This window comes from Agrobacterium sp. S7/73 (assembly GCF_019355535.1).
Classification (GTDB): Bacteria; Pseudomonadota; Alphaproteobacteria; order Rhizobiales; family Rhizobiaceae; genus Agrobacterium; species Agrobacterium tumefaciens.
Genome location: NZ_CP072137.1, coordinates 67,284 through 87,223, shown reverse-complemented (window position 1 = coordinate 87,223; position 19,940 = coordinate 67,284). Strand labels below are relative to the sequence as shown.

General features: G+C 59.2%; 20 protein-coding genes. 10 read left to right on the top strand and 10 right to left on the bottom strand.

The features are described from left to right. Positions 1-2: 2 nt before the first annotated feature. The 6 genes from J5276_RS15450 to J5276_RS15425 all read left to right on the top strand — a co-directional run bounded on the left by J5276_RS15450 (position 3) and on the right by J5276_RS15425 (position 6,518). A complete protein-coding gene (locus J5276_RS15450; protein WP_060642738.1) occupies positions 3-1,202 on the top strand; it encodes a glycosyltransferase family 4 protein in 1,200 nt (399 codons plus the stop codon). Positions 1,203-1,266: 64 nt separating this feature from the next. Further along, positions 1,267-2,526: a DUF4038 domain-containing protein gene (locus tag J5276_RS15445; RefSeq protein WP_236773618.1), complete on the top strand. Its 1,260-nt coding sequence runs from the start codon at positions 1,267-1,269 to the stop codon at positions 2,524-2,526. 254 nt (positions 2,527-2,780) lie between these two features. Then, positions 2,781-3,926 carry an MraY family glycosyltransferase gene (locus J5276_RS15440; protein WP_060642740.1) on the top strand — a complete coding sequence of 382 codons (1,146 nt, stop codon included), beginning with the start codon at positions 2,781-2,783 and terminating at the stop codon, positions 3,924-3,926. Positions 3,927-3,933: 7 nt separating this feature from the next. Continuing rightward, positions 3,934-4,632 carry a YdcF family protein gene (locus tag J5276_RS15435; RefSeq protein WP_209159621.1) on the top strand — a complete coding sequence of 233 codons (699 nt, stop codon included), beginning with the start codon at positions 3,934-3,936 and terminating at the stop codon, positions 4,630-4,632. Beyond that, on the top strand, positions 4,629-5,906 hold the full coding sequence (locus J5276_RS15430; protein ID WP_209159584.1) for a hypothetical protein: 1,278 nt from the start codon (positions 4,629-4,631) through the stop codon (positions 5,904-5,906). Before J5276_RS15435 ends, J5276_RS15430 begins: the two co-directional genes overlap by 4 nt. A 3-nt stretch (positions 5,907-5,909) precedes the next feature. Beyond that, positions 5,910-6,518, top strand: coding sequence for a putative colanic acid biosynthesis acetyltransferase (locus J5276_RS15425; protein WP_209159583.1), 609 nt, complete (start codon positions 5,910-5,912; stop codon positions 6,516-6,518). Here the strand turns inward: J5276_RS15425 and J5276_RS15420 are convergent. Genes J5276_RS15420 through J5276_RS15410 form a run of 3 tightly spaced genes read right to left on the bottom strand, consistent with a single transcriptional unit; the run spans position 6,482 to position 10,136 of the window. Continuing rightward, positions 6,482-7,657 (bottom strand): glycosyltransferase, encoded by a 1,176-nt coding sequence (locus J5276_RS15420; RefSeq protein ID WP_013761279.1) that lies wholly within the window; start codon positions 7,655-7,657, stop codon positions 6,482-6,484. The two genes, J5276_RS15425 and J5276_RS15420, sit on opposite strands and share 37 nt — an antisense overlap. Then, positions 7,654-8,937: a glycosyltransferase family 4 protein gene (locus J5276_RS15415; RefSeq protein WP_013761278.1), complete on the bottom strand. Its 1,284-nt coding sequence runs from the start codon at positions 8,935-8,937 to the stop codon at positions 7,654-7,656. Before J5276_RS15415 ends, J5276_RS15420 begins: the two co-directional genes overlap by 4 nt. After that, the gene (locus tag J5276_RS15410; RefSeq protein ID WP_209159620.1) at positions 8,934-10,136 is read right to left on the bottom strand and encodes a glycosyltransferase family 4 protein; all 1,203 of its coding nucleotides are present in this window, start codon (positions 10,134-10,136) and stop codon (positions 8,934-8,936) included. The genes J5276_RS15415 and J5276_RS15410 overlap by 4 nt, the downstream gene beginning before the upstream one ends. A 687-nt stretch (positions 10,137-10,823) precedes the next feature. On the opposite strand from J5276_RS15410, the gene J5276_RS15405 reads away from it, so the two are divergent. Beyond that, the gene (locus J5276_RS15405) at positions 10,824-11,300 is read left to right on the top strand and encodes an Hsp20 family protein (RefSeq protein ID WP_209159619.1); all 477 of its coding nucleotides are present in this window, start codon (positions 10,824-10,826) and stop codon (positions 11,298-11,300) included. Between the two features lie 73 nt (positions 11,301-11,373). Continuing rightward, entirely contained in the window at positions 11,374-11,673 is a 300-nt protein-coding gene (locus J5276_RS15400; protein ID WP_065660130.1) for a DUF982 domain-containing protein, read from the top strand. A 350-nt stretch (positions 11,674-12,023) separates the two neighbouring features. On the opposite strand, the gene J5276_RS15395 is transcribed toward J5276_RS15400, so the two are convergent. Next, the gene (locus tag J5276_RS15395; protein WP_076844883.1) at positions 12,024-12,542 is read right to left on the bottom strand and encodes an Lrp/AsnC family transcriptional regulator; all 519 of its coding nucleotides are present in this window, start codon (positions 12,540-12,542) and stop codon (positions 12,024-12,026) included. A gap of 160 nt (positions 12,543-12,702) precedes the next feature. Between J5276_RS15395 and J5276_RS15390 the strand changes: the two genes are divergently transcribed. After that, positions 12,703-13,269 carry a DUF296 domain-containing protein gene (locus J5276_RS15390; RefSeq protein WP_065688958.1) on the top strand — a complete coding sequence of 189 codons (567 nt, stop codon included), beginning with the start codon at positions 12,703-12,705 and terminating at the stop codon, positions 13,267-13,269. Continuing rightward, positions 13,256-13,663: a PPC domain-containing DNA-binding protein gene (locus tag J5276_RS15385; protein ID WP_035199191.1), complete on the top strand. Its 408-nt coding sequence runs from the start codon at positions 13,256-13,258 to the stop codon at positions 13,661-13,663. The genes J5276_RS15390 and J5276_RS15385 overlap by 14 nt, the downstream gene beginning before the upstream one ends. Before the next feature lie 38 nt (positions 13,664-13,701). On the opposite strand, the gene J5276_RS15380 is transcribed toward J5276_RS15385, so the two are convergent. From J5276_RS15380 to J5276_RS15355, 6 genes are read right to left on the bottom strand one after another with little or no spacing between them, the layout of a single operon-like run. Further along, entirely contained in the window at positions 13,702-14,595 is an 894-nt protein-coding gene (locus J5276_RS15380; RefSeq protein ID WP_065688960.1) for a PCC domain-containing protein, read from the bottom strand. Then, positions 14,592-15,371: an SDR family NAD(P)-dependent oxidoreductase gene (locus J5276_RS15375; RefSeq protein WP_209159582.1), complete on the bottom strand. Its 780-nt coding sequence runs from the start codon at positions 15,369-15,371 to the stop codon at positions 14,592-14,594. The genes J5276_RS15380 and J5276_RS15375 overlap by 4 nt, the downstream gene beginning before the upstream one ends. Before the next feature lie 31 nt (positions 15,372-15,402). Beyond that, positions 15,403-17,043, bottom strand: a complete 1,641-nt coding sequence (locus J5276_RS15370) for an acyl-CoA synthetase (protein ID WP_209159581.1) — start codon at positions 17,041-17,043, stop codon at positions 15,403-15,405. Further along, the gene (locus tag J5276_RS15365) at positions 17,040-18,209 is read right to left on the bottom strand and encodes an acetyl-CoA acetyltransferase (RefSeq protein ID WP_111789152.1); all 1,170 of its coding nucleotides are present in this window, start codon (positions 18,207-18,209) and stop codon (positions 17,040-17,042) included. Before J5276_RS15365 ends, J5276_RS15370 begins: the two co-directional genes overlap by 4 nt. Further along, a complete protein-coding gene (locus tag J5276_RS15360) occupies positions 18,206-19,069 on the bottom strand; it encodes an IclR family transcriptional regulator (protein WP_111795250.1) in 864 nt (287 codons plus the stop codon). Before J5276_RS15360 ends, J5276_RS15365 begins: the two co-directional genes overlap by 4 nt. 1 nt (position 19,070) lies before the next feature. Continuing rightward, a complete protein-coding gene (locus J5276_RS15355) occupies positions 19,071-19,874 on the bottom strand; it encodes an SDR family NAD(P)-dependent oxidoreductase (RefSeq protein ID WP_026330943.1) in 804 nt (267 codons plus the stop codon). Positions 19,875-19,940 lie beyond the last annotated feature (66 nt).

Below are 19,940 nucleotides of genomic sequence, written 5' to 3'. Positions count from 1 at the left end.
CCATGAAGCTTGCCTATTTTGTTCTTCCCCATATCGGCGGCACCTATTCCGTCTTCAAACATCTTCGCAAAGGTCTCGCTGCCTATGGCATAGACGTGCGATGGCTCGGCGTGTGCAAGGAAACATACGGGCTGCCTTTCGATCTCCAGGGTGAGAAGGCTTTCGGTCAATTGCTGCGGATGCCCGTCAATCTCAGCGAACGCGAATGCGCAGGGCGAATGGCGACTGCCATCGAAGACGGAGGGTTCGACGGTGTGATCGTCAACGTTCTAGGCGATCAGTTGCAGACAAATATCGCGCGCTATTTGCCAGAAGGTATCCTGCGTATTCTCGTCGTCCATAATATCTCGCCTGGAACATACGCGGCTGCGCGCTCGGTCCGGGACTATGCCCATGTCACGATCGGCGTATCGGAGCGGTGCCGCGCCGACCTTGTCGCGCGCAACGGCTTTTCGAAGGAGCGTACCTACGCAATCCCGAATGCGGTGGACAGCGATGCGTTCCGGAGCCAGGCGGTTCGGCGCTTCAACCGAGGGCCGGAACTCAAGGTTCTCTTCGTCGGCCGCATTGAAGATGCATCGAAAGGCGTGATGTGGCTGCGGGAGATACTGGATGCCTCGCCCGAGGCCGTGCGCCTGACGATCGTCGGAGATGGGCCGGATATGGGCAAGCTCAGGCGACGGCTAGACGGCCATGGCCATCGCGTCAGTTACGCAGGATCCGTTCAGCTTTCAGACATACCGGTCATCATGGCCAGTCACGATGTTCTCATCATGCCGTCCCGCTTCGAGGGGCTTGGCATGACGATGATCGAGGCAATGGCCGGCGGCTGCGTCCCGGTCGTGTCTCATATCCGCGGCGTGACGGACACGATTGTCGAGCCGGGCCGAAACGGCTTCCTGTTCCCGATCGGCAATTATACGGCAGCGGCCAATGCGATCGCGCGCTTGCATGCCGATCGCGACCTTCTCGAGCGGATGTCGATCGCGGGAAAGGAAATGGTCCTGAACCGCTTCAGCATCGAACGGATGGCCGCACGCTACAACGAAGTCATCACTATGACACTGAACGACCGTCCTGGCCTGTCAACAGTGCTCAGGATGGAGGACTGGTCTATTCCCGCCGGTTTGAGGCCGGGCCTTCGAACCTATCTGCCGTTGCCCTTGAAAAACTGGCTTCGCGTCGTTCGTGAACGGCTCTGAAGCGATGATCGGCGATCAGCGGCGACTTGGACATCTGTGTGGCGTCTTCTTTTTTTGGCTATGCATGTTTTCGACCTGCAACGCCCAGGATACCGTTTTTCCGCTGCAGACGTCGAAGGACGGGCGTTATCTTGAAGACAGCAAGGGTCTGCCGTTCCTGATTGTCGGCGACAGTGCGTGGTCGCTCATTGGTGATACCTCTATTCCCGATGCGGAATTTTATCTGGAAACCCGAAAGCGGCAGGGCTTCAACACCGTGCTTGTATCGTTGATCGAGCATCAGTTCTCCCGCAAGGCGCCGGCGAACTTCTACAACGAGAAACCTTTCGCAGGCGATGCATTCGAGCAACCAAACGAGGCCTATTTCGACAGGGCAGAAGCCGTCATAAAGGCAGCCGCCAGCCACAACCTGCTGGTGCTTCTCTGTCCGGCCTATAGCGGCGCACGCGGTGGCCCCGAAGGATGGTATCAGGAAATGGTCGCGGCCGGGCCAGAAAAGCTGCGGGCTTATGGACGCTATGTCGGGCAGCGTTTTGCGAAGTACCCCAACATCATCTGGGTGCAGGGCGGGGATTACGATCCGCCCGATCGCAATCTGGTCATGGCTGTTGCAATGGGGATCGCTGAAACTGATCTTTCGGCATTGCAGACCGTGCATGGCAATCCCGATACCGTGACGAGCGATTTTTGGCGGGGCGCTTCCTGGCTCGATATCGATTCAGTTTATACTTACAGCAATGTCGCGGCGGAGGTGCTGGATCGTTACCGATCTGGACCAAGACGCCCTTTTTTCCTCATCGAAGGCGCATATGAAGGCGAGAACGATGTGAAGGAGCGTCAGGTTCGTCTTATCGCCTATGGTGCGCTGCTTTCAGGCGCGAGCGGTCAGCTCTTCGGCAACAATCCGGTCTGGCATTTTTCCGCCGCCGGGCTTTATGAAGCGAAGGACAGCTGGCAAGGTTCGCTGAACAGCCGTGGTGCTCAAAGCATCACCCATCTGGCCTCGCTTTTCAGACAACTGGCATGGTGGAAGCTCGTACCCGATCAGGGAAGCTTGCTGAAAAGCGATGCGGGCGCATTCGCGGCGCGCGACAGGGAAGGGTTTTTCGCCGTGATCTATCTCGACACTCCTTCCGTTGCGATCGATCTCGACAGTTTGGCGGCAGGCGAGAAAACCCTTCGCTGGTATGATCCCTCGAATGGAATTTACATCGAACCGATCGAGCGTCTTGGCCGCAGCGGCCTTCGTAACGTGACGGTGCCGGCATCGGCGAATGCTTTCGGCTTTCAGGACTGGATCGCCGTTCTCTCCACACAGGAATGATCACTTGCAAGATGCCGCACGCTGCCGAGTCGTTCATTTGTGGTCGCTCGCCGTCAAGGTCTCAAACCTAGCTCTTTCGATAGTCGATCCGGTTCGGGGGTGGGTAGGGTAGCCGTTAATTTCGACACCCTCTCCCTTTGGTGGATTTCACACGCCTTTTGCCCGCATACCCCTCAGGGCCGGTGTTTTTTAGGATCGTCTGGAGGCGAGTATCGTTGCAAATGCGCCGCCAAGCTTCAGTGTGGGGATCAGACATGTCGGGGATACTCTTCAACACCATTGCCACTTTCGTTCTGTGCGTATCCCTCATCGTCGTTCTCAGGCGCCTGACCATTGTGTTTCAGCTTGTGGATCGCCCCGATTCAATCCGCAAACGCCACACGGGAGCCGTTCCTCTTTGCGGTGGCATCGCGATCTTTGCCGCTTTCGCTGTTTCCGCATTCGTCGGTGGGTGGAGCGAGGCTCTCGGCATGAACTTCTGGCTCGGGCTGGCGGTCATTCTACTAATGGGCGTTGTCGATGATCGCCGGCCGCTACCCGCAGCAGGACGCCTTCTCATGCAACTAGCAATGGCGATCGCTCTCGTAGGCGGCGCCGATATCGGCTCTCTCTCCATCGGCGTGCTGTTCACGCAGCATTCCGAGCTGTTCCTGCCGCTATTTTTCGTCATCGGAGTTCTCTTCGTGACCGGGCTGGTGAATTCGTGGAACATGCTTGATGGCGTCGACGGGCTTGCAGGTGGCACTGCGGGTGTCGCGTTGATCTGGCTGATGATCGTGGCGATCTTCGCAGGTGTCGGCGACATTATCGCGCCGCTTCAGGCACTCTGCGTATGCCTCTGCGCTTTTCTGGTCTTCAACATGCGCGGTCCATGGCGCGCACGGGCAAGCATATTCCTCGGCGATGCGGGCAGTACCGCACTGGGTGCGACGATTGCCTATGTAATCGTCCTGCTGGCGACCACAAGCGCTGCGGTATCCTTTCCGGCATTGCTCTGGATCGTGATCCTGCCGATCACCGATACGCTCAGCCTGATTGTCCGTCGTATCATGCACGGTCGCAGTCCAATGTCGGCCGATCGCTGGCACTTTCATCATCTGCTGCTGGACTATGGTTTCGCGCCGGCGGCGGCAACGAACACGCTGGTCGTCATTTCCTTCATTTGCGGCGGCATCGGTTTTGCCGGAATAAAAGCCGGTGTTCCGGCGGAGATGATGGCCGCGGGCCTTCTCGTGCCGATTGCCCTTCACACCGCGTTCGTCCTTACCGCGACGGGCTACCTCTCGAAAACCTGGCTTCACAGGGGTAATTTCGATCTCTACCGCGAGGTGGCGCGTCTACCGGTCGCCGCAAGCGCCGCGCCGGAGCCAAGAGCCATTCAATCGGCGAATGAAGAGTAATCGCCTCATGAAAGCGCCGTGGCCCGGACCGCGAATTCCCTCGACACCGGTTTCAAAAGGACGGCTTTCGCGTTCGCGCATTTCCCAGAACATCCGAAACGCTCCGCCATTGAAACGGAATGCAATTTTACTGGGCTTGATGATGCTGACTGCAATCGGGCTCTACGGACTTGCCCTCGTCTCAGCGGGGTCGCTCCTTGTCGTGGAGGACCCGCCTGCGCAAGCTGACGTCATCGTAGTTCTGGGCGGGGACGGTCCTCCTCGAGCCCCCCAGGCCGCAAAACTATGGCACGAGGGAAGGGCGCCGCTCGTTCTGGTGACTGGCTATGGGGATTGCGACCTCATCCGCGACATGCTGGTGCGGCTGGGGGTGGATTCCGCAGTCGTCTCAACGGAATGTCTTTCGCTCAGCACCTGGGAAAACGCGACATTCGCACAGCCTATACTGACTGGAATGGGGGCAAAAAGTGCCATTCTGGTCACGAGCTGGTTTCATTCACGACGCGCAGTAAAGCGCTTCCGGTTTGTGATGCCTCAAATCGAGTGGATTTCCCTTCCTGCGCAACGAACCGTGTCACTGTGGCGGCTTGCCATCAACGGCGACGGGGTGCAGGTGTTCAAGGAGTACGCCAAAGCGCTCCTCTACGACCTCAGAAGCAGTTTAGTGCAGGATTTGCCTCCGGTTCAGGCGGGGCTCGCCTCATGAGCACGCTTCTGGTTTTTTGCCTCTTCGGTGGTGTTATCCTGCTCATCTGTTGGGGAATGATGCGTCGGGAGCGAATTTACGAATTCCCGTTTCTGACGGGCGTCATCACGTTCAGTTTCATCTTGCCGCAGGTTCCCGGACTGGCGTCTGAAAGATTCCTGCCGGAAGGCGCGTTTGCCAGAGCCGCGCTTTTCATGATGCTGTGCCTTTTCATGTGCTGGTGGGGATGGAGCAGAACGGCAAAACCCTTTGCATTCTTCCGTATCGATTTCGACGAAACACGTCTGCTGATCGTCGCAGCCGTTCTCTCGATCGCCGGCGCCTACTTCTATTTCAAGCTTAGCCGTTTGCCGGGAGAGTTGACCATTGCGGTGCAGATGACCGGAGTTCCGGTCATGTACATCTTCTTTTCGCGGTTGTTGAGTTATGGTCTGGCCATTGCGGTGCTTTGCCTTGCACGGCGATTCTCCTGGCTGGCGCTGGCCGTCCTTGCGTTCGATCTCGTCTTTTACCTGGATCGCATCGTGATAACCGGAAAGCGCGCCGAAGCGGTGGAACTCATCATGATGTTCGCGCTGGCATGGTGGTTTTACAAGGGATGGGCGATCCCGCGCATCTTCGTGATCATTGCGCTTTTCCTCGGCACACTGTCGATGACCAGCATGGGCGACTACCGCGCCATCACCAAGGCCAACGACGCTCCCGTGTGGGATGACATCAAGAGGATAGATGTCATCGGCAATCTTGAGAAAGTGTTCCGGGACGGCGGCGACGAGATGCGCAACGCGATCATGCGGATCGACAACACCGCAAACACCTTGCAATTCGACTACGGCAAGTTCCACTGGAACAGGCTGGTGTTCAACTTCGTGCCCGCGCAACTCGTGGGCGTGGAGGTCAAGCAATCCTTCATGTTGCCGGTGCCGGTTCAATCGCGCGACTACAATCCTGTCCTCGGCACGACCGAGACCGGAATGGCGGATGCGTTCGGATCCTTCTGGTATCTGGGGGCGTTCAAATTTTTCCTGCTCGCCTATCTGGTGCGCCGGATCTGGGTGACCGCAAACACGGGCGAGTTCGCTGCGCAATTCACCTATCTGTTGTCGATCATACCGTCCATGCACGCCATCTCGCATCAGACCGACTGGGTTCTCATGGTCTGGGTGCATATGCTGATGTTTGCAGCGCCGGCGCTGGCATTTGCCGTCATACCCGCGCGCGTGCAGCAGCGTCGGTACGCGATACCATCCTTGACGTCTCAAGCCGGAGGATAGGCCATGCGCTCACGATACGACGATCCTGCCTTCCAGCATGCAACGACGCCCCTGCCGCGCTTCGGAGGTCCGACCTTTTCACTGCATTTGCGGCTTCAGCGGCTGGTCTGGATGATCGTCTGGCGGTTTCTTGCCTCCTGGACGCCGCCGCCGATGCGCCGCTGGCGCAATTTTCTCCTGCGCAGTTTCGGCGCGCGCCTGCATGCCACGGCAATGGTGCATTCCAAGGCGATCGTGTGGTGGCCGGGGCACCTCGTCATGGAGTGTCATTCATCGATCGGACCTGGCGTGATCTGCTACAATGTCGATATGATCACCATCGGCCAATATGCCTCGGTCTCGCAACGTGCTCATCTGTGCACAGGGTCGCATGACGTTCAGGACAGCGCGTTTCCCCTCGTGACGCGGCCGGTGGTGATCGAGGAGGACGCCTGGGTAGCGGCGGAAGCCTTCGTCGGTCCCGGTGTCGTCGTCGGCAAGGGGGCTGTGCTCGGCGCGCGAGCCGTCACAGCGAAGTCACTGGAGCCCTGGACGATCTATGTCGGCAATCCGGCAAGGCCAGTCGGCTCGCGTCGTCAGGAAGCGGCGGCATCCAACGCGCTCAGCCGATAGCCCTCCAGGGTGGCATGGGCGATGGCCGGCCAGGTGAATTTCTCCAGCACAAGTCGGCGACCGTTTTCACCCATCGTTCTCGCTTTGGCGGGGTTGCTGAGCACGCTTGCCAGGCCCTTGGCAACCTCGGCCGCGTCAACCGCGACGATAACCCCGGCATCGGCAGATCCGACTTCGGGAAAGTGACACTGGTCGGTGATCACCACAGGCGTGCCGCAGGCGAGCGCTTCGGTGATCGCCATGCTGAAGCCCTCCTGTCGGCTTGGCAGGCAGAAGCAGTCGGCATCGACCATGGCTTCGAGCTTTGCTTCGCCGTAAATGGCCCCGACCATAAAGACGCGGTGCCGGATGTTCAGTTTTTTGACCAGGTGCATAAAGTGGCCCTCTGCTCCACCGGGTGGACCTGCTACAACGAGATCAACGTCGACATAGGTGTCACAAATAGCCGCAAAGGCCGAGGCGAGAATGTCGACACCTTTTTTGATGTGCAGGCGTGACAGGAACAGAATGTAACGCCTGCCGTGCGCCAGGGCGATTTTCTGCTTGAAATGTCCCCGGGCCGGCAGGGGATCGAATTCCTCGGCAAAAACACCGTTCGGTATGATCAGATTTCGTGCCTGGAAATTCAGCGGCTCGACAGCTGCCATTTCATCGACGTTCAACAGGTGCAGGAACGCAGCCTCGTTCAGCATCTTGCGGTAGCACAGCATCAGCGCGATCTTCTTTTTCCACGATCGCTGGCCAAGGCTCCAATGGTCCAGCATGCCGGCCGGGCAGATGCAGTAGGGTACGCCAGCGGCGCGGGCGAGCTTGGAAGCATAGAGCAGAAATGGCTCCCACACGCCGTGAATATGCATGAAGGAGGCATCTTTCAGCAAGGCTTTCAGCATGCGCCGGCCCCTGAAGCAGAACAGCGTCTCCAGCCTCCCGGCCAGCGGCAGGAGATGCCAGTGGATACTCTCGAAATGCGGTATGCTGTGACCGATTTCCTTAACCTGTGCCTCGATCGCGGCGTCGCCATAGCTGACGATATTCACATCGAGGCCGAGGCCGGCCTGTGCCGCGGCAAGGCGCATGGCAACGGCCTGCAAGCCGCCATGCTTGGGATCAATCGAAGCAATGACGTGGATTATCTTCATATCTCTTTGTTCCCCAGGTATCGCGCGTCGTCCGCAAGGCAAAGACCCGCGGACCCGGACAGATGCGGCCCCGACAGGGCGGCAAGAAGCCGCTCGCCGTAAGACTCCACGGTATGTTCGGCTGCGCGCAGGAGTGCATTGGCAGACATGATCCGCCTCAGCTCGGGATTGTTGGCAAGCGCACGCACCGCGGTCGCGATAGCTTCCGGATCGCAGACGGGAACGATGAAACCTTCGACACCATCGCGAACGACGCTGCCGGTATTTTCGGTCGTTATAACAGGCAGCCCCGCTGCCAGCGCTTCATAGACGGCGGTCGCGGAACCCTCGCAGAGCGACGGCAGCAGGAAGACATCCGCCCACCGAAATTCCTCGGCGATCTGCGAGCGCGGCACGATCCCCCGCAGCTCGACCCATTGCGAAATCTGCTGCTTGACGTCTTCGCCTAAGCGAACGCGGCCCGCCATGCGGAAACGGGCTGCACCTTCCATAAGTCGGGCGGCTTCCACGACATAGGGCGAGCCCTTGCGCAGGCCGACTTCGCCCACGGTCAAAACCCTGATCGGCCCCGGCATGCGTGCCGGTCTGTCGATGGCAGCCGCCGCATTGACCCCATAGGGAACGACGACACACCGGTCTTCCGGCCCACCGCAGGCGACGACGTTCTTGCGGACGAATTCCGACGGGCAGACGATGACATCGGCAAGGCGCCACTCGGCTTTTTCCCGGTCGGCGAAGAGACGCGCATGCGGGTTGTCCTGCACGGGACCTGCCCATGCGGGAAACCGCTTCATTTCCTGATTGAGAAGCATTTCGACGACATCGCGCGGCGCGATCATCTGCTCGACTGCGGTCCACAGCCCCTGCTGCTTTGCGGCCTGCATCTGTTCGAGTGCGTCGCCGCTGAAGGCGTAAAGCCCGGCGGCCCCATGAAAGCCGCGCCGGGCGACCATTTCGGAAAAAATCGACCCGGCCCAGATCGCATGCGAGGTTTCCTCGACAACATCCTTCGTGCGCATGTGGCGCAGCACGGAACGGAGGCCAAAGCTGGAAAACACCGTCGTCAGCGCTGACGGCACGCCTTTGGGCAGCCGGCCGGCCAGCCGTTTGACAGGGGCGGGATAAAGGGTGGCCGGCAGCGAATTGACGATGCGGGGCCAGCCTTTCGTCGCGCATATATCCGTGTAAAAATGCGCAAGGCGGCCAGCGGATGCGAATATTCTTGGCACGGCATAATGCATGCGAGCGCCGAGTTGGCTGACGACGACTTTGTCTTTCATGGCGCGATACCTTGAGCGATAGGGGGGCTGGAAGGCTCGACAGTCTGCAACCCGGCAATCAGCGCCGCCCATGCATCCGTCGCCTTCTCTCGGGAATAGTCGGCACAAAGCAGCCGCCTTGCCGCATCGCCCATCGCTTTCAGGGTCTCCGGGTCGTCACAGAGGTTCTCGATGATGGCGGCGAGCTTATCGGTCTCGCCGATTTCGACGCTGCTGCCGCATCCCCTGGCTTTTAGAACGCGCGGCACCTCCCCATCGGGATCGCCGACGAAGATCGTCGGCCGGCCGGCTGCCAGAATGCCATAAAATTTGCTGGGAATGATGCAATGCTCCAGTTCCGGCAGCAGCGAGACCAGATGCACGTCAGCAACGCTCAGGCTTTCGGCAAGGTTCTCAACCGGTTGCAGCGGTTTGAAGATAACGTTCTGAAGACCGAGATCCTGAACGGCGGCCTTGACGGCCGCATGCTGGTGTCCACCACCAATGAGCAGGAAGCGGATATCCGGCCGGTGCTCGAGACGTTTCGCCGCTGCCAGCATGGTGCCGAACTCATGCGCCCGCCCGAAGTTTCCCGAATAACCGACGACGAACTTATCCTGCAGTCCCCACGCCTTGCGCAGGCTGTTGTCCCTGGCAGAGACGGGATAGATTTCCTCGCCATCCGACCAGTGATGCAGGACGCTGATGCGATCCTTTGCAAGCCCTTGCGTGAAGAGGAATTCTGCCATCTTGTCGGTAGGGCAGACAACCATGCCGGGGGATCGCAGAGACCAGTTGCGCGCCTGCGTCAGCCATGGCGCAAGCCACCGTGCACGTTTCCTGAAAAATCCAAGCTCGATTGCGGTCTCGGGAAAAAGATCCATGATCCAGTTCACCATGAGTGCGCCCTTTAGGCGGATCGCGATGCTGCTCATGACGGAGAGGAGCGGAGGATCGGTGCAGACAACGACCGTATCCGTTGCCCGAACGTTGCGCAGAAGCCAGGCGAATGCCAGCACCTGAAAAAGAAGATAATCAATGCTCCGGCGCATGAGGCTGTGCCGGCCGAAGCGGCCGCTTGCGAGCCGTTGGATCTGTACACCCCGAACCGTCTCGGTTGCGGGCAAGACGCTGCCGGGATGATTGTGAATTTCGCGACTTGCAACGACAGTCACATTCATTCCGCGCTGCGCCATTGAAAAGGCGAGCGATGATATCATACGGCTTGTTGCCGACTGGTCGGGGAAACCGTACCTGTTCAGGAAGATCGTCCTCACGCTTTTTTCTCCCACGAAATGTCCGGTCTGAAGGAGCATTCTTGGCGAGGTGAAAACAGGCGGCAAGCTGGTCGTAAGGACTAGTGGGCTCATGATACGGAGTGGCTATTACTCCGAAGTTGGCGCCGTACTATCCTTTTGGTAGCTGAAACGCAGATGACGCCCTTATGGGTTATGAAATCCATGATGCCCCGGCCAATCAATGGCAGGGACGGCCGATGTGGATCGCGAGCTGACTGCGCGCCGTTCCGAGGCGCAGCCGCACGCGACGCTGTGTGGCCTCGAACCGAAGTCCTGTCTTAGATATGGATGTAACACCGAGTCCGACCGAGTTACCCGCCGATGTCCAGGAGAGTGGTGCCTCAATGGCGGCTCCAGGTTGTGCCCAGGCTCGGGCAGAAATCCTGCTTCCCGGGCCGAATATCGGCGTGGCTGGAGGCGTTTGATCGCGCGGTACCCGAGCCATATTTAATACGGGTGCGAAAGCAAATTTCGTTCGCTTCGCCTCTTGATTTTGAAAACACGAAAAACCAAATCGTCAGCCGCCAGTCGCTGATGACAGGACTGGCCGTGCTGGAAGCGCCGCTTTTGGCGCTTTGGTACCCATGTTGCTTCAAGGAGGATATGGTTATGGCAACATCTTACGACTATGCACCGTTGTACCGATCGAGCATCGGATTCGACCGGGTCTTCAATCTTCTCGAAAACGCCCAGCGCACCCGCTCGATCAGTGACTGGCCGCCCTATGACATTATCAGGACGGCCGAAGACAGGTATCAGATTTCTATTGCGGTGGCTGGTTTTACACGGGACGAGATCGACATCACTTTCCAGTCCAATCTCCTGACCGTGACAGGCAAGAGGCAGGAGACACCCGCGGAGGGCTACCTGCACCGCGGCATTGCGGCCCGTCCGTTCGAGCATCGGTTCGAACTCGCCGATCATGTCAGAGTGAGCGGCGCCGAACTGAAAAACGGTCTCCTTTCGATTGATCTCGTCCGCGAAATCCCGGAGGCCCTGAAGCCCCGGAAAATCGACATCCAGACCGATGCGGTTCTGGTGCCGACAGTTGCCCCGGGCCAGATCGAAGCACAAAAGGCGGCTTGATTTACATTGTTGGATGAACGGGGGCGCCGTCGCGATGGCGCCCACCAATATCCGGGATGGGAAGGAGAAAGCAATGAAACCCGATATGTTCAGACAGCCTGTTTTCATTCTTGTCGGTCTCGGCTTTCCAGCGGAGGTTCGAAACGTGCTGGAGGCATACCGACATCTTTCCGAGTGGCCCGCAACAAACCGAGATAGCGCACATTCCATTGCGCTTAAGGCATGTGCTGCCGCGTTGCGCGGCGAGATTGAAGCGGAGACCGCCCGCGGCTTGTTCGTAGCCTTTGCCGAAAGACACGATCTACTTGCACCGGAAGATAGTGCCATCGCCGCGTCTCGCCTTTCGCGCGACAGAGATCCGCATGTGAATTGAGATAGACACGGTTATAAATGTGCAGCGGCGAGTTGTCCGTTATGCGGGGGCTCTGCGTTCTTTACAACGCAGAGGAGGGCGGCTGGCAGCGGAGGGCTTGTTGGTGGTGCCTGCGATCTGCTGACGGGGCATGGATCGATGGCGATCCCGGGAGACTGACCGGTGGTTACAGCAGGCTGGCTTGCCGCTATGGCAGTCGGGGAGGCGGGCGACGCAGTCCCGCCTGCACTGGTGGTGGGCTGATGGTAGCCATGACCCACTCGGATGTTCCCGAAGATGACGCCAATCTTTATGCGGAAGGCGTGCGTCGAGGCGCTACGATCAGGCACGCCATTCGCAATCCGCTGCCGCTATCTTGCCGGCACGCGGCCGGTGCCAGTCGCTTCCATTGATGGAGGTTCCGGATCGGGTACGACAGATAATGTGTGTTTGAGGCATTTAAGTGCGAAACAGGATCGGGAGTGGCGTACACCCTCGATCTTGTAGAGCTTCCGGCGCAGAAACTGCTCGTAGCCTGCGGTTCCTGCCACCGCCACCTTGATGAGATAATCATATTCGCCTGTCGTCAGATAGGCTTCCAGCACCTCCGGAAGAGCGGCCATCGCCTCTCCGAAGCGTTCCAGAACCTCGTCGTCGTGGCGCTCCAGCATCACCTCGATGATAACAGTTTCGCTCAGTCCAAGCTTGGCCTGATCGAGAATGGCGGTATAGCCGCGAATGACCCCTTCGTCTTCCAGCCGCTTGACACGCTGCCAGCAGGGACTGGGCGACAGCCCCACCTTTTCCGAAAGCTCCGCATTGCTCAACCTGCCGTTCTCCAGCAGGGTGCGCAATATCTTGCGGTCAATTCTGTCCAGCGGTTTCGTCATCCTCGGTCTCCACACAATACGTTGCAAAAATCTGCCGTCACTGCGGCAGACTGCGAAAGAAATGTTTTCCGACGGGCGGTTTGGCGCTGGCATTCGAAAGCACCTTCCGCTGATTTTTAAGTACCGTACTGCAAGGTACAGGCAGCAGGGAGGAGCAGGCGTGGCACCCGTAGAACAACATCATTTTCCAAGGCCGAGAACGTTGATCCATCCCGGCATTTCCTCGCCCGTGCGCATCAACAGCCTGCACTCGCCATCCGCGCGCCACGTGCGGCTGTTCGTTGCGGCGGGCCGCAGTCTTTACGATGGAATCGTGCAGCCGCTTTTCGAAAACGGCATTGAGAATGCCTCGCTCACCATTCTTGGCGGCTATTTCGACATATTGTCCTATTGCGTCGCCCCGCCCGACCCTTCCGGCAAGGCGGTCATTGCCTATACGAAACCCATCGACGCCGGTGCGGCCTGGCTTGTGTTCGGCAATGCTACGCTCGGGCGCAGCATGAAGGGCGAGCCGATTGTTCATTGCCATGCCGCCATGCGCACCGCGGCAGGTGTGGTCAAGGGCGGCCATCTGCTGACTGAATCCTGTATTGTTGGCGAGAGCGGCGTTTCCGCCCTGGTGACGTCACTCGACAGTTTCGTGCTGCAGCAGTCCTTCGACCCCGAAACCAACATTCCCCTTCTTCAACCCAGGAACCGTACGGAGCGCGCCGATGAACACGCATAACACTGTCGAAATCGGATCCATGGGGCGTGTGGCCTATGCCCGCATCGCACCCAATGAAGACCTTGTTCTCGGTGTCGAAAAACTGTGCCTTGCCGAAGGTTTCAGAAATGCCTTTGTGCGCGGTGCACTTGGTAGTCTCGTTGATGCCTGTCTCGGCACCCGCAACGGCGCGTTCTTGCAAATACGCGGTCCCGCCGTGGAAATCGTCTCCATCGCCGGCGAAGTGCGTGCCCAGCCGGACGGCTCGCTGCGCGCCTCGCTGACCGGTGTCGTCGCCGATACCGAAGGTTCGGTTTATGGCGGTCCCTTCATCGCCGGAGCTAACCCGGTTTGCATGACTTTTGAAGTGACGCTGGAAGAGTGGTTGCCTGCGGAAAAGCCGCAGGCGGCGTGAGTTGTAGTAAGGCGGGCCGGTGAGTTGCTCAGCGCAACTCATGCGGCGCGCCCCTGTCTTTCGGTCAGAAGTAGCTCGAAAGTAACGCAGACCGGGTTCTTGCCGCGCACCAGCCGCCCGCCGCTGATATGTGTGGTGAGGTCCACCATCGCAATATCCAGCATTGCTTGTCGGTCTCCCGACGCGGCCGTGGCGATACGGCCGTTTCTTATGAGGATTTCGCTCGCGTAGGCAGTGAGGCTTGTTCCGTCTTCATAATCCGCACCGACCAGGCTGCCAATTCCATTGACTTCGGCTTCTCGCAGGCCAAACTGGGTAGAGACCTCTTCGAGTGCCGTGCATATATCGGTATTGGGGCGCACTGTGCATAAAAGTGCCCGAAGACCCGAACCCTTTTGGTCGCGCTGTTGCGCGATGGGTGTAAAAAGGGGGAAGTTGGTTTCCTCATCCTTTTGCACATCGAGGATCGCTCCATCTAGCGCCAGAGCTTCAAGCGTTGTTTCTACAGCAAATTCGGTCTCGAAAGGCAGCAGATGCCCCATGGAGACAACGCCGTCGGCACTCTTCCATGAACCATGGCAATGCAGAAACGGCGCGCTATCACGCCGGCCCATATGCAGGCCGGCATCGATGATTGTGCCACCCGGCATGGAAAAGGTTTCGCTATACCATGCGGCATGTGCGTCATCCGGTGCGGCTGCCGGCATGACATAATGCAGCCGTTTCATCGGTACGTTCTTCAGTCTGACGTAACCACCTTCGAACCCCAACTCCGCAAAGGCATCGGCAATCGCTTCATTGGCGCTTACGCCGGGCCGGACCGTCAGAGTAACAGGATAGGCATGGCAGCCGACGGCGCGAAAGCGTTCAGGCGTTATCGGTCCGGGATGGACGATGTGGCGGGGAAGCTCTTGCGTGCCTGTCTCCGTCATACCGCAAGCCCCGCGGTTATGAATCCCCCATCCACGGCGAGCACCTGTCCGTTGATGTAGCTTGCGTCATCCGACACGAGGAAAGCCACGGCAGAGGCGATCTCGTCCGTCCTGCCATAGCGATGCATCGGAACGCGGCTATGCCATTGGTCGCGAACATTTTCAGTATGAACCGCCTGGGTGAGGGGTGTATCGACCGGACCGGGAGCAATTGCATTGACCCGAATGCCCGATTGCCCCAGCTCGTTTGCCATTACCATCGTCAGAAGATTCACGCCGCCTTTCGAAGCGCCATAGGCGCTGCGGCCACGATTTCCACACATGCCGGAAACAGAACTGATATTCACGATCGAGCCGGCAATATCGCGCTCCAGCCAGTAACGAGCGGCAGTGCGCGCTACCGCGAAGCTGCCGACGAGATTGACATCAACGATGCGGCGAAATTCTTCGACGCTTGTGTCGACGGACAGCTTGTCGATACCGATGCCGGCGCTGTTGACGACGGCGACCAGATCAATCGCATGATCGGCACCGTTAGCCGTCAGGGCGGCGAAAGCCATCTCTATCGATGCCTCGTCCGCAACATTGCAGACGATGCCGCGTGAGAGATCGATACCGAGCTTTTCGCAGGCTATATCCAGCGCCTCGCGCTTGAGATCCAGCAACCATGGCTGCCAGCCGCGCGCCATCAGGAGCTGCGCGGTGGAAAAGCCGATGCCGGATGCACCGCCGGTGATCGCGACGGCCCCTTTTGTCCCTGTTTTCTCTTGTGTCATACCGTCTCCTCCCGATTGAATGTCACGCCTGTCAGCCTGTCCGCTTTTCTTCGAAAGCCGGCATCTGACCGCGTTTCTCCAGTTCCTCGCGGATCATTTTCTTGGTGATCTTGCCGTAGGCGGATTTCGGCATGGCATCCCAGAACACAACTGATTTCGGCAGCTTGTAGCGGGCCATCTTGCCTTCCAGATAGGCCTTCAGATCGATGGCGGCGATATCCGCGCCCTCGCGGGCCACGCACACGGCCACACCTACCTCGCCCCACACCGCGTCCGGCACACCCAGAACCGCAGTCTCGCTGATGTCAGGATGCATGAGGATTTTTTCCTCGATTTCTCGCGGATAGATGTTCGAGCCGCCGGAAATATACATGTCGGAGGCGCGCCCGGTGATGTAGAGGAAGCCGTTCTCATCGCGATGACCAAGGTCGCCCGTGCGGAACCAGCCATTGCGGAAGGCTTTGGCATTTGCCTCGGGATTATCGTAGTAGCCGGCGAAAACGGCGGGACCAATCACGCAGATTTCGCCGGTTACACCGGCGTCAACTTCCTCGCCCGCATCGTTCTGGATCTGCACTTCCATGCCGGTGCGGTCGAAGCCGCAGGTGCCGATACGCGTTTCCGTACCGTCCTCGGCGTTATGAAAAGAAGGCGGCAGCACGGTGATGTTCCCGGTGACTTCACCCAGACCGAAATATTGCACCAGCACCGGGCCGAGCTTTGCAAGCGCCCGTTTCTGGTCCGCGCGATACATCGGCGCGCCGGCATAGATGACATAGCGCAGTGAGGAGTGATCGAAACGATCCACAGAGGGGTCTTCGACGAGCATTTTAAGGATGGTCGGTACAGTGAAGGCGTTGGTGATATGCCATTTTTCGATCAGCGCCCAGACGGCGGGCACATCGAGTCTTTCGGCTGCCGGAAGCACGGTTTTCGCGCCATGCGCCACCTGCACCAGCTGGTGAATGCCCGCACCGTGTGAAAGCGGGGCAACGACGATGGAGGCGTCGTCCGGTCCGGTGCCGGGCATCAGATCGCAGAGATGGTTGGTGATGACGAACGCCATCTGGCCATGGGTAAGCACTGCAGCCTTGGGCCGGCCGGTTGTGCCTGAGGTGAAGAAGAACCAACACGGGTCATCCCGATCCACTGCCTGGCTTTTGACTTTGTGCCCCATATGACGGGCCACGATGGCATCGTAATCCTCACCGAACTCAGCCGTGCCGATGGCGATGCTGAAATCGATCGTGCCCGCCTCATGGCTGGCTTTTGCATGATCGGGAAAAGCACTGGCGCAAATCATGCCGCGTGCGCCGCTGGCCTTTGCCAGATAGGCAACTTCATCGGGCGATTGACGGTAATTGGTCGGCACCCACACCGCACCCACGCGGAAGCATGCGAACATGGATTCGAACATCTGGTTGTTGTTGGAGGACTGCACCAGAATGCGGTCCCCCTTTCTGACGCCGAATTCAGTCTCCAGCGCATGGGCCATTGCGTCGACGCGGGCTTCCATTTGAGCCCAGCTCCAAGTCTTTTCACCCCAGACGAAACCGATATGGTCCGGGTTGCGGCGTGCCGCCTGCGTCAGAAAATGCGAGAGGTTCATCACCCGCGTGGTGGAGGGCGCAACCCCGCCCGCGGGATGCTGTACGGCACTTTGCGTCGTCATTTCACACGCTCCATGATCGAGACGTAATTGGCAACCGCCGTGCCACCCATGTTGAACACGCCAGCCAGGGAGGCATTGGGAATTTGCATGTCGCCTGCCTCGCCCATCAATTGCATCGCCGCCATGACATGCATGGAAACGCCGGTCGCCCCGACGGGATGACCTTTCGATTTCAATCCACCCGATGGGTTGATTGGCAGGCGTCCGGTCTTGAGCGCCGTTCCATCCTGGACAACGCGATATCCTTCACCGGGATTCGCAAGCCCCATGGCCTCGTATTCGATAAGTTCGGCAATGGTGAAGCAGTCGTGCGTTTCAACGAAAGAGAGGTCGTCGAGCGTTGCGCCGGCAAGTTCCAGCGAGCCGGCCCAGGCGCGGCGCGCGCCTTCGAAGGCCAACGGATCGCGACGGCTCAATGCCATGATGTCGTTGACATGCTTCCGGCCCCGGAAGCCGATGGCGCGGTTGAGTGTGGCTGCCGTTTCCTCGTCGGCCAAAATGATCGCGGCAGCGCCATCCGAAATCAGCGAGCAGTCGGTGCGGCGCAACGGGCCTGCGACGTAGGGGTTCTTGTCCGAAACCGTATTGCAGAAATCGAAGCCGAAATCCTTGCGCATATGGGCATAGGGATTGACCGCGCCATTGGCGTGGTTCTTTGCGGCAATCATCGCCAGCTCTTCCGAGCGGTCGCCATAACGTTGAAAATATGCCTGTGCGATGCGGCCGAACTGGCCAGCAAACCCGCCTGGAATATTGGCCTCCTCCGCACGGTAACAGGCGGAGAGCAGGATTTCGCCCACCTCTGCGGTCGGCAGCGCCGTCATTTTTTCGGCGCCGACAACGAGTGCGATGCGGCCGCGCCCGGCTTCGATGAAGTCCATGGCGCTATAGAGGGCGGCCGATCCTGTTGAGCAGGCATTTTCGAAACGCACTGCCGGCGTATAGGCGAGGCGCTCATCGCCCATCGCTACCAGAGCACCTTGAAAATCCTGTTTCGAGAAGCCATTGTTCATCACGCCCACGAAAATGCCGTCGATATCGCTGACATCGACGCCCGCATGGTCTATGGCCGGCGCCACGACCGAAGCCATCAGTTGCTCGGTATTTTCAAGGGCCGACTTGCCGAAAGGCGAATGCGCCCAGCCGACGATCTGCGCTTTGCTCATTTGCTCGTTCTCCTCGTTTGCCGTTTCGTGTCGCCTTCACCGCGCGTGCGGGCGCGGCTGGCCATCATTTCTGCGATGCGTGTCTCGATGCGGGTTACTTCCTCGCGCAGCAGCGCTGCGAGTTCCGGCTGGCGCTCCGGTCGCATGCGGCTGTCCACAGCGGCAATGCTCAACGCTCCCGCCACAGCGCCATCAGGCGCGCGGATGGCAACGCCAATACCCCAGGAATTAGAAAGGATCAGGCCGGGGTTGAGCGAATAGCCATTGGCTCTCGTCAACTCGACATCACGGCGCAGGCCCTCAAGCGTTATGCCGGGATAATTAGCGGCAATCAGCCCGCTATTGGCCGTAATGGTACTTTCCACCTCGGCGTCTGGCAGCGCCGCCAGCATGGCGAGCGAACCCGCACCAATACCCAAGGGGTGTTCGAAACCGGCCTGAAGTGCATGGGTGCGCACCGGCCAGGTGCCTTCTTCGCGGTAAAGGCACAGGGCAAATGTATCACGACGCACGGAAAGGAAGCTCGAATCCTCCGAGCGGCGGGAAATGCGCGTCAGGCCGTCCTGCGCCATTTGAAGAAGGCCAAACCGGCGCGATGACAGGCTGCCCAGCACATAGGTTTCTTCGCCGAGGTAGTAACGCCGCGTTTCCTCATCCTGCTCCACAAGGCCGGCGCGGATCAGAGCCAGCAGCAGGCGGCGGGCCGTGGGCTTGTTCAGTCCGCTTTCTGTCACGATGACCGAAAGCGCCACGCCGCGTTCCGCGTGCCTCCCGACCATGGAGAGCAGCGCCAGAGCCCGGTCCACCGCACGCGCGCCAGTCAGATCTTTTTCTACCGGAATCGTTGTTGTTGTTGCCATCTCAGGAAAACGCCCCCACCGCACAGCTTTGCCCGCCATCGACCGGCAAACAGACGCCGGTGATGAACTTAGCCTCATCAGATGCGAGAAAAACGGCGGCGCGGGCAATATCGAAGGCATCGCCCATGCGGCCCACCGGGACAGCCGCATTGCGCGCCGCCACCATCTCCTCGACAGACGCATATTGATTGCTGATCTGCTTGTAGATCAGTGGGGTGTCGATCATTCCCGGAAGAATGCAATTGGCGCGAATGCCCTGCCGGGCATATTGCATGGCCAGCGCCACAGTCGCCTGATTTACAGCTGCCTTCATGGCGTAATAGGCAAAATAGGGATAGCCGGTCCAGCGAATGGAGGCGAGCGACGAGATATTGACGATGGCCCCGCCGCCCTGCGCCAACATCACCGGCAACACAGCCTTGGAGGTACGATAAACGGAGCCGATATTGAGATCGACCGAGGCGCGAAAGCTTTCCTCATCCAGCTCAACCGGTCCGCCCATATGGGTCACGCCGACATTATTGTGCAGAATATCGATGCCACCAAAGGCCTCGCAGGTGCGGGCAACGGTGGCCGATACGGACTGTAGTTCAGTGACATCGGCGGCAACCGCAATCGCCTCCAAGCCTTCTCCGCGAATGATCTCAGCCGTCTCTTCGGCTGCGTCAGCGGATAGATCGACACAGGCTACGCGCGCGCCTTCGCGGGCAAATTGCACGGCCGCAGCCTTGCCGTTGCCAAAACCCGGCCCCGATGATCCTGCGCCAAACACAAGCGCGCGTTTTCCCGTCAGGCGACCTGTCAAAGCAGTCTCCATTCCAATCGTCAGACATAGTCGGGTTGGCCCCGCTACGGGCGGGGCCAGTTATTC

Bases quoted from the DNA above. Each gene is read 5' to 3' on its own strand.
- J5276_RS15435 (WP_209159621.1), top strand. From the start codon at position 3,934: ATGAAAGCGCCGTGGCCCGGACCGCGAATTCCCTCGACACCGGTTTCA.
- J5276_RS15395 (WP_076844883.1), bottom strand. From the start codon at position 12,542: ATGACGAAACCGCTGGACAGAATTGACCGCAAGATATTGCGCACCCTG.
- J5276_RS15400 (WP_065660130.1), top strand. From the start codon at position 11,374: ATGAAACCCGATATGTTCAGACAGCCTGTTTTCATTCTTGTCGGTCTC.
- J5276_RS15425 (WP_209159583.1), top strand. From the start codon at position 5,910: ATGCGCTCACGATACGACGATCCTGCCTTCCAGCATGCAACGACGCCC.
- J5276_RS15430 (WP_209159584.1), top strand. From the start codon at position 4,629: ATGAGCACGCTTCTGGTTTTTTGCCTCTTCGGTGGTGTTATCCTGCTC.
- J5276_RS15380 (WP_065688960.1), bottom strand. From the start codon at position 14,595: ATGACGGAGACAGGCACGCAAGAGCTTCCCCGCCACATCGTCCATCCC.
- J5276_RS15405 (WP_209159619.1), top strand. From the start codon at position 10,824: ATGGCAACATCTTACGACTATGCACCGTTGTACCGATCGAGCATCGGA.
- J5276_RS15420 (WP_013761279.1), bottom strand. From the start codon at position 7,657: ATGAAGATAATCCACGTCATTGCTTCGATTGATCCCAAGCATGGCGGC.
- J5276_RS15365 (WP_111789152.1), bottom strand. From the start codon at position 18,209: ATGAGCAAAGCGCAGATCGTCGGCTGGGCGCATTCGCCTTTCGGCAAG.
- J5276_RS15410 (WP_209159620.1), bottom strand. From the start codon at position 10,136: ATGATATCATCGCTCGCCTTTTCAATGGCGCAGCGCGGAATGAATGTG.
- J5276_RS15450 (WP_060642738.1), top strand. From the start codon at position 3: ATGAAGCTTGCCTATTTTGTTCTTCCCCATATCGGCGGCACCTATTCC.
- J5276_RS15385 (WP_035199191.1), top strand. From the start codon at position 13,256: ATGAACACGCATAACACTGTCGAAATCGGATCCATGGGGCGTGTGGCC.
- J5276_RS15440 (WP_060642740.1), top strand. From the start codon at position 2,781: ATGTCGGGGATACTCTTCAACACCATTGCCACTTTCGTTCTGTGCGTA.
- J5276_RS15360 (WP_111795250.1), bottom strand. From the start codon at position 19,069: ATGGCAACAACAACAACGATTCCGGTAGAAAAAGATCTGACTGGCGCG.
- J5276_RS15375 (WP_209159582.1), bottom strand. From the start codon at position 15,371: ATGACACAAGAGAAAACAGGGACAAAAGGGGCCGTCGCGATCACCGGC.
- J5276_RS15370 (WP_209159581.1), bottom strand. From the start codon at position 17,043: ATGACGACGCAAAGTGCCGTACAGCATCCCGCGGGCGGGGTTGCGCCC.
- J5276_RS15445 (WP_236773618.1), top strand. From the start codon at position 1,267: ATGTTTTCGACCTGCAACGCCCAGGATACCGTTTTTCCGCTGCAGACG.
- J5276_RS15415 (WP_013761278.1), bottom strand. From the start codon at position 8,937: ATGAAAGACAAAGTCGTCGTCAGCCAACTCGGCGCTCGCATGCATTAT.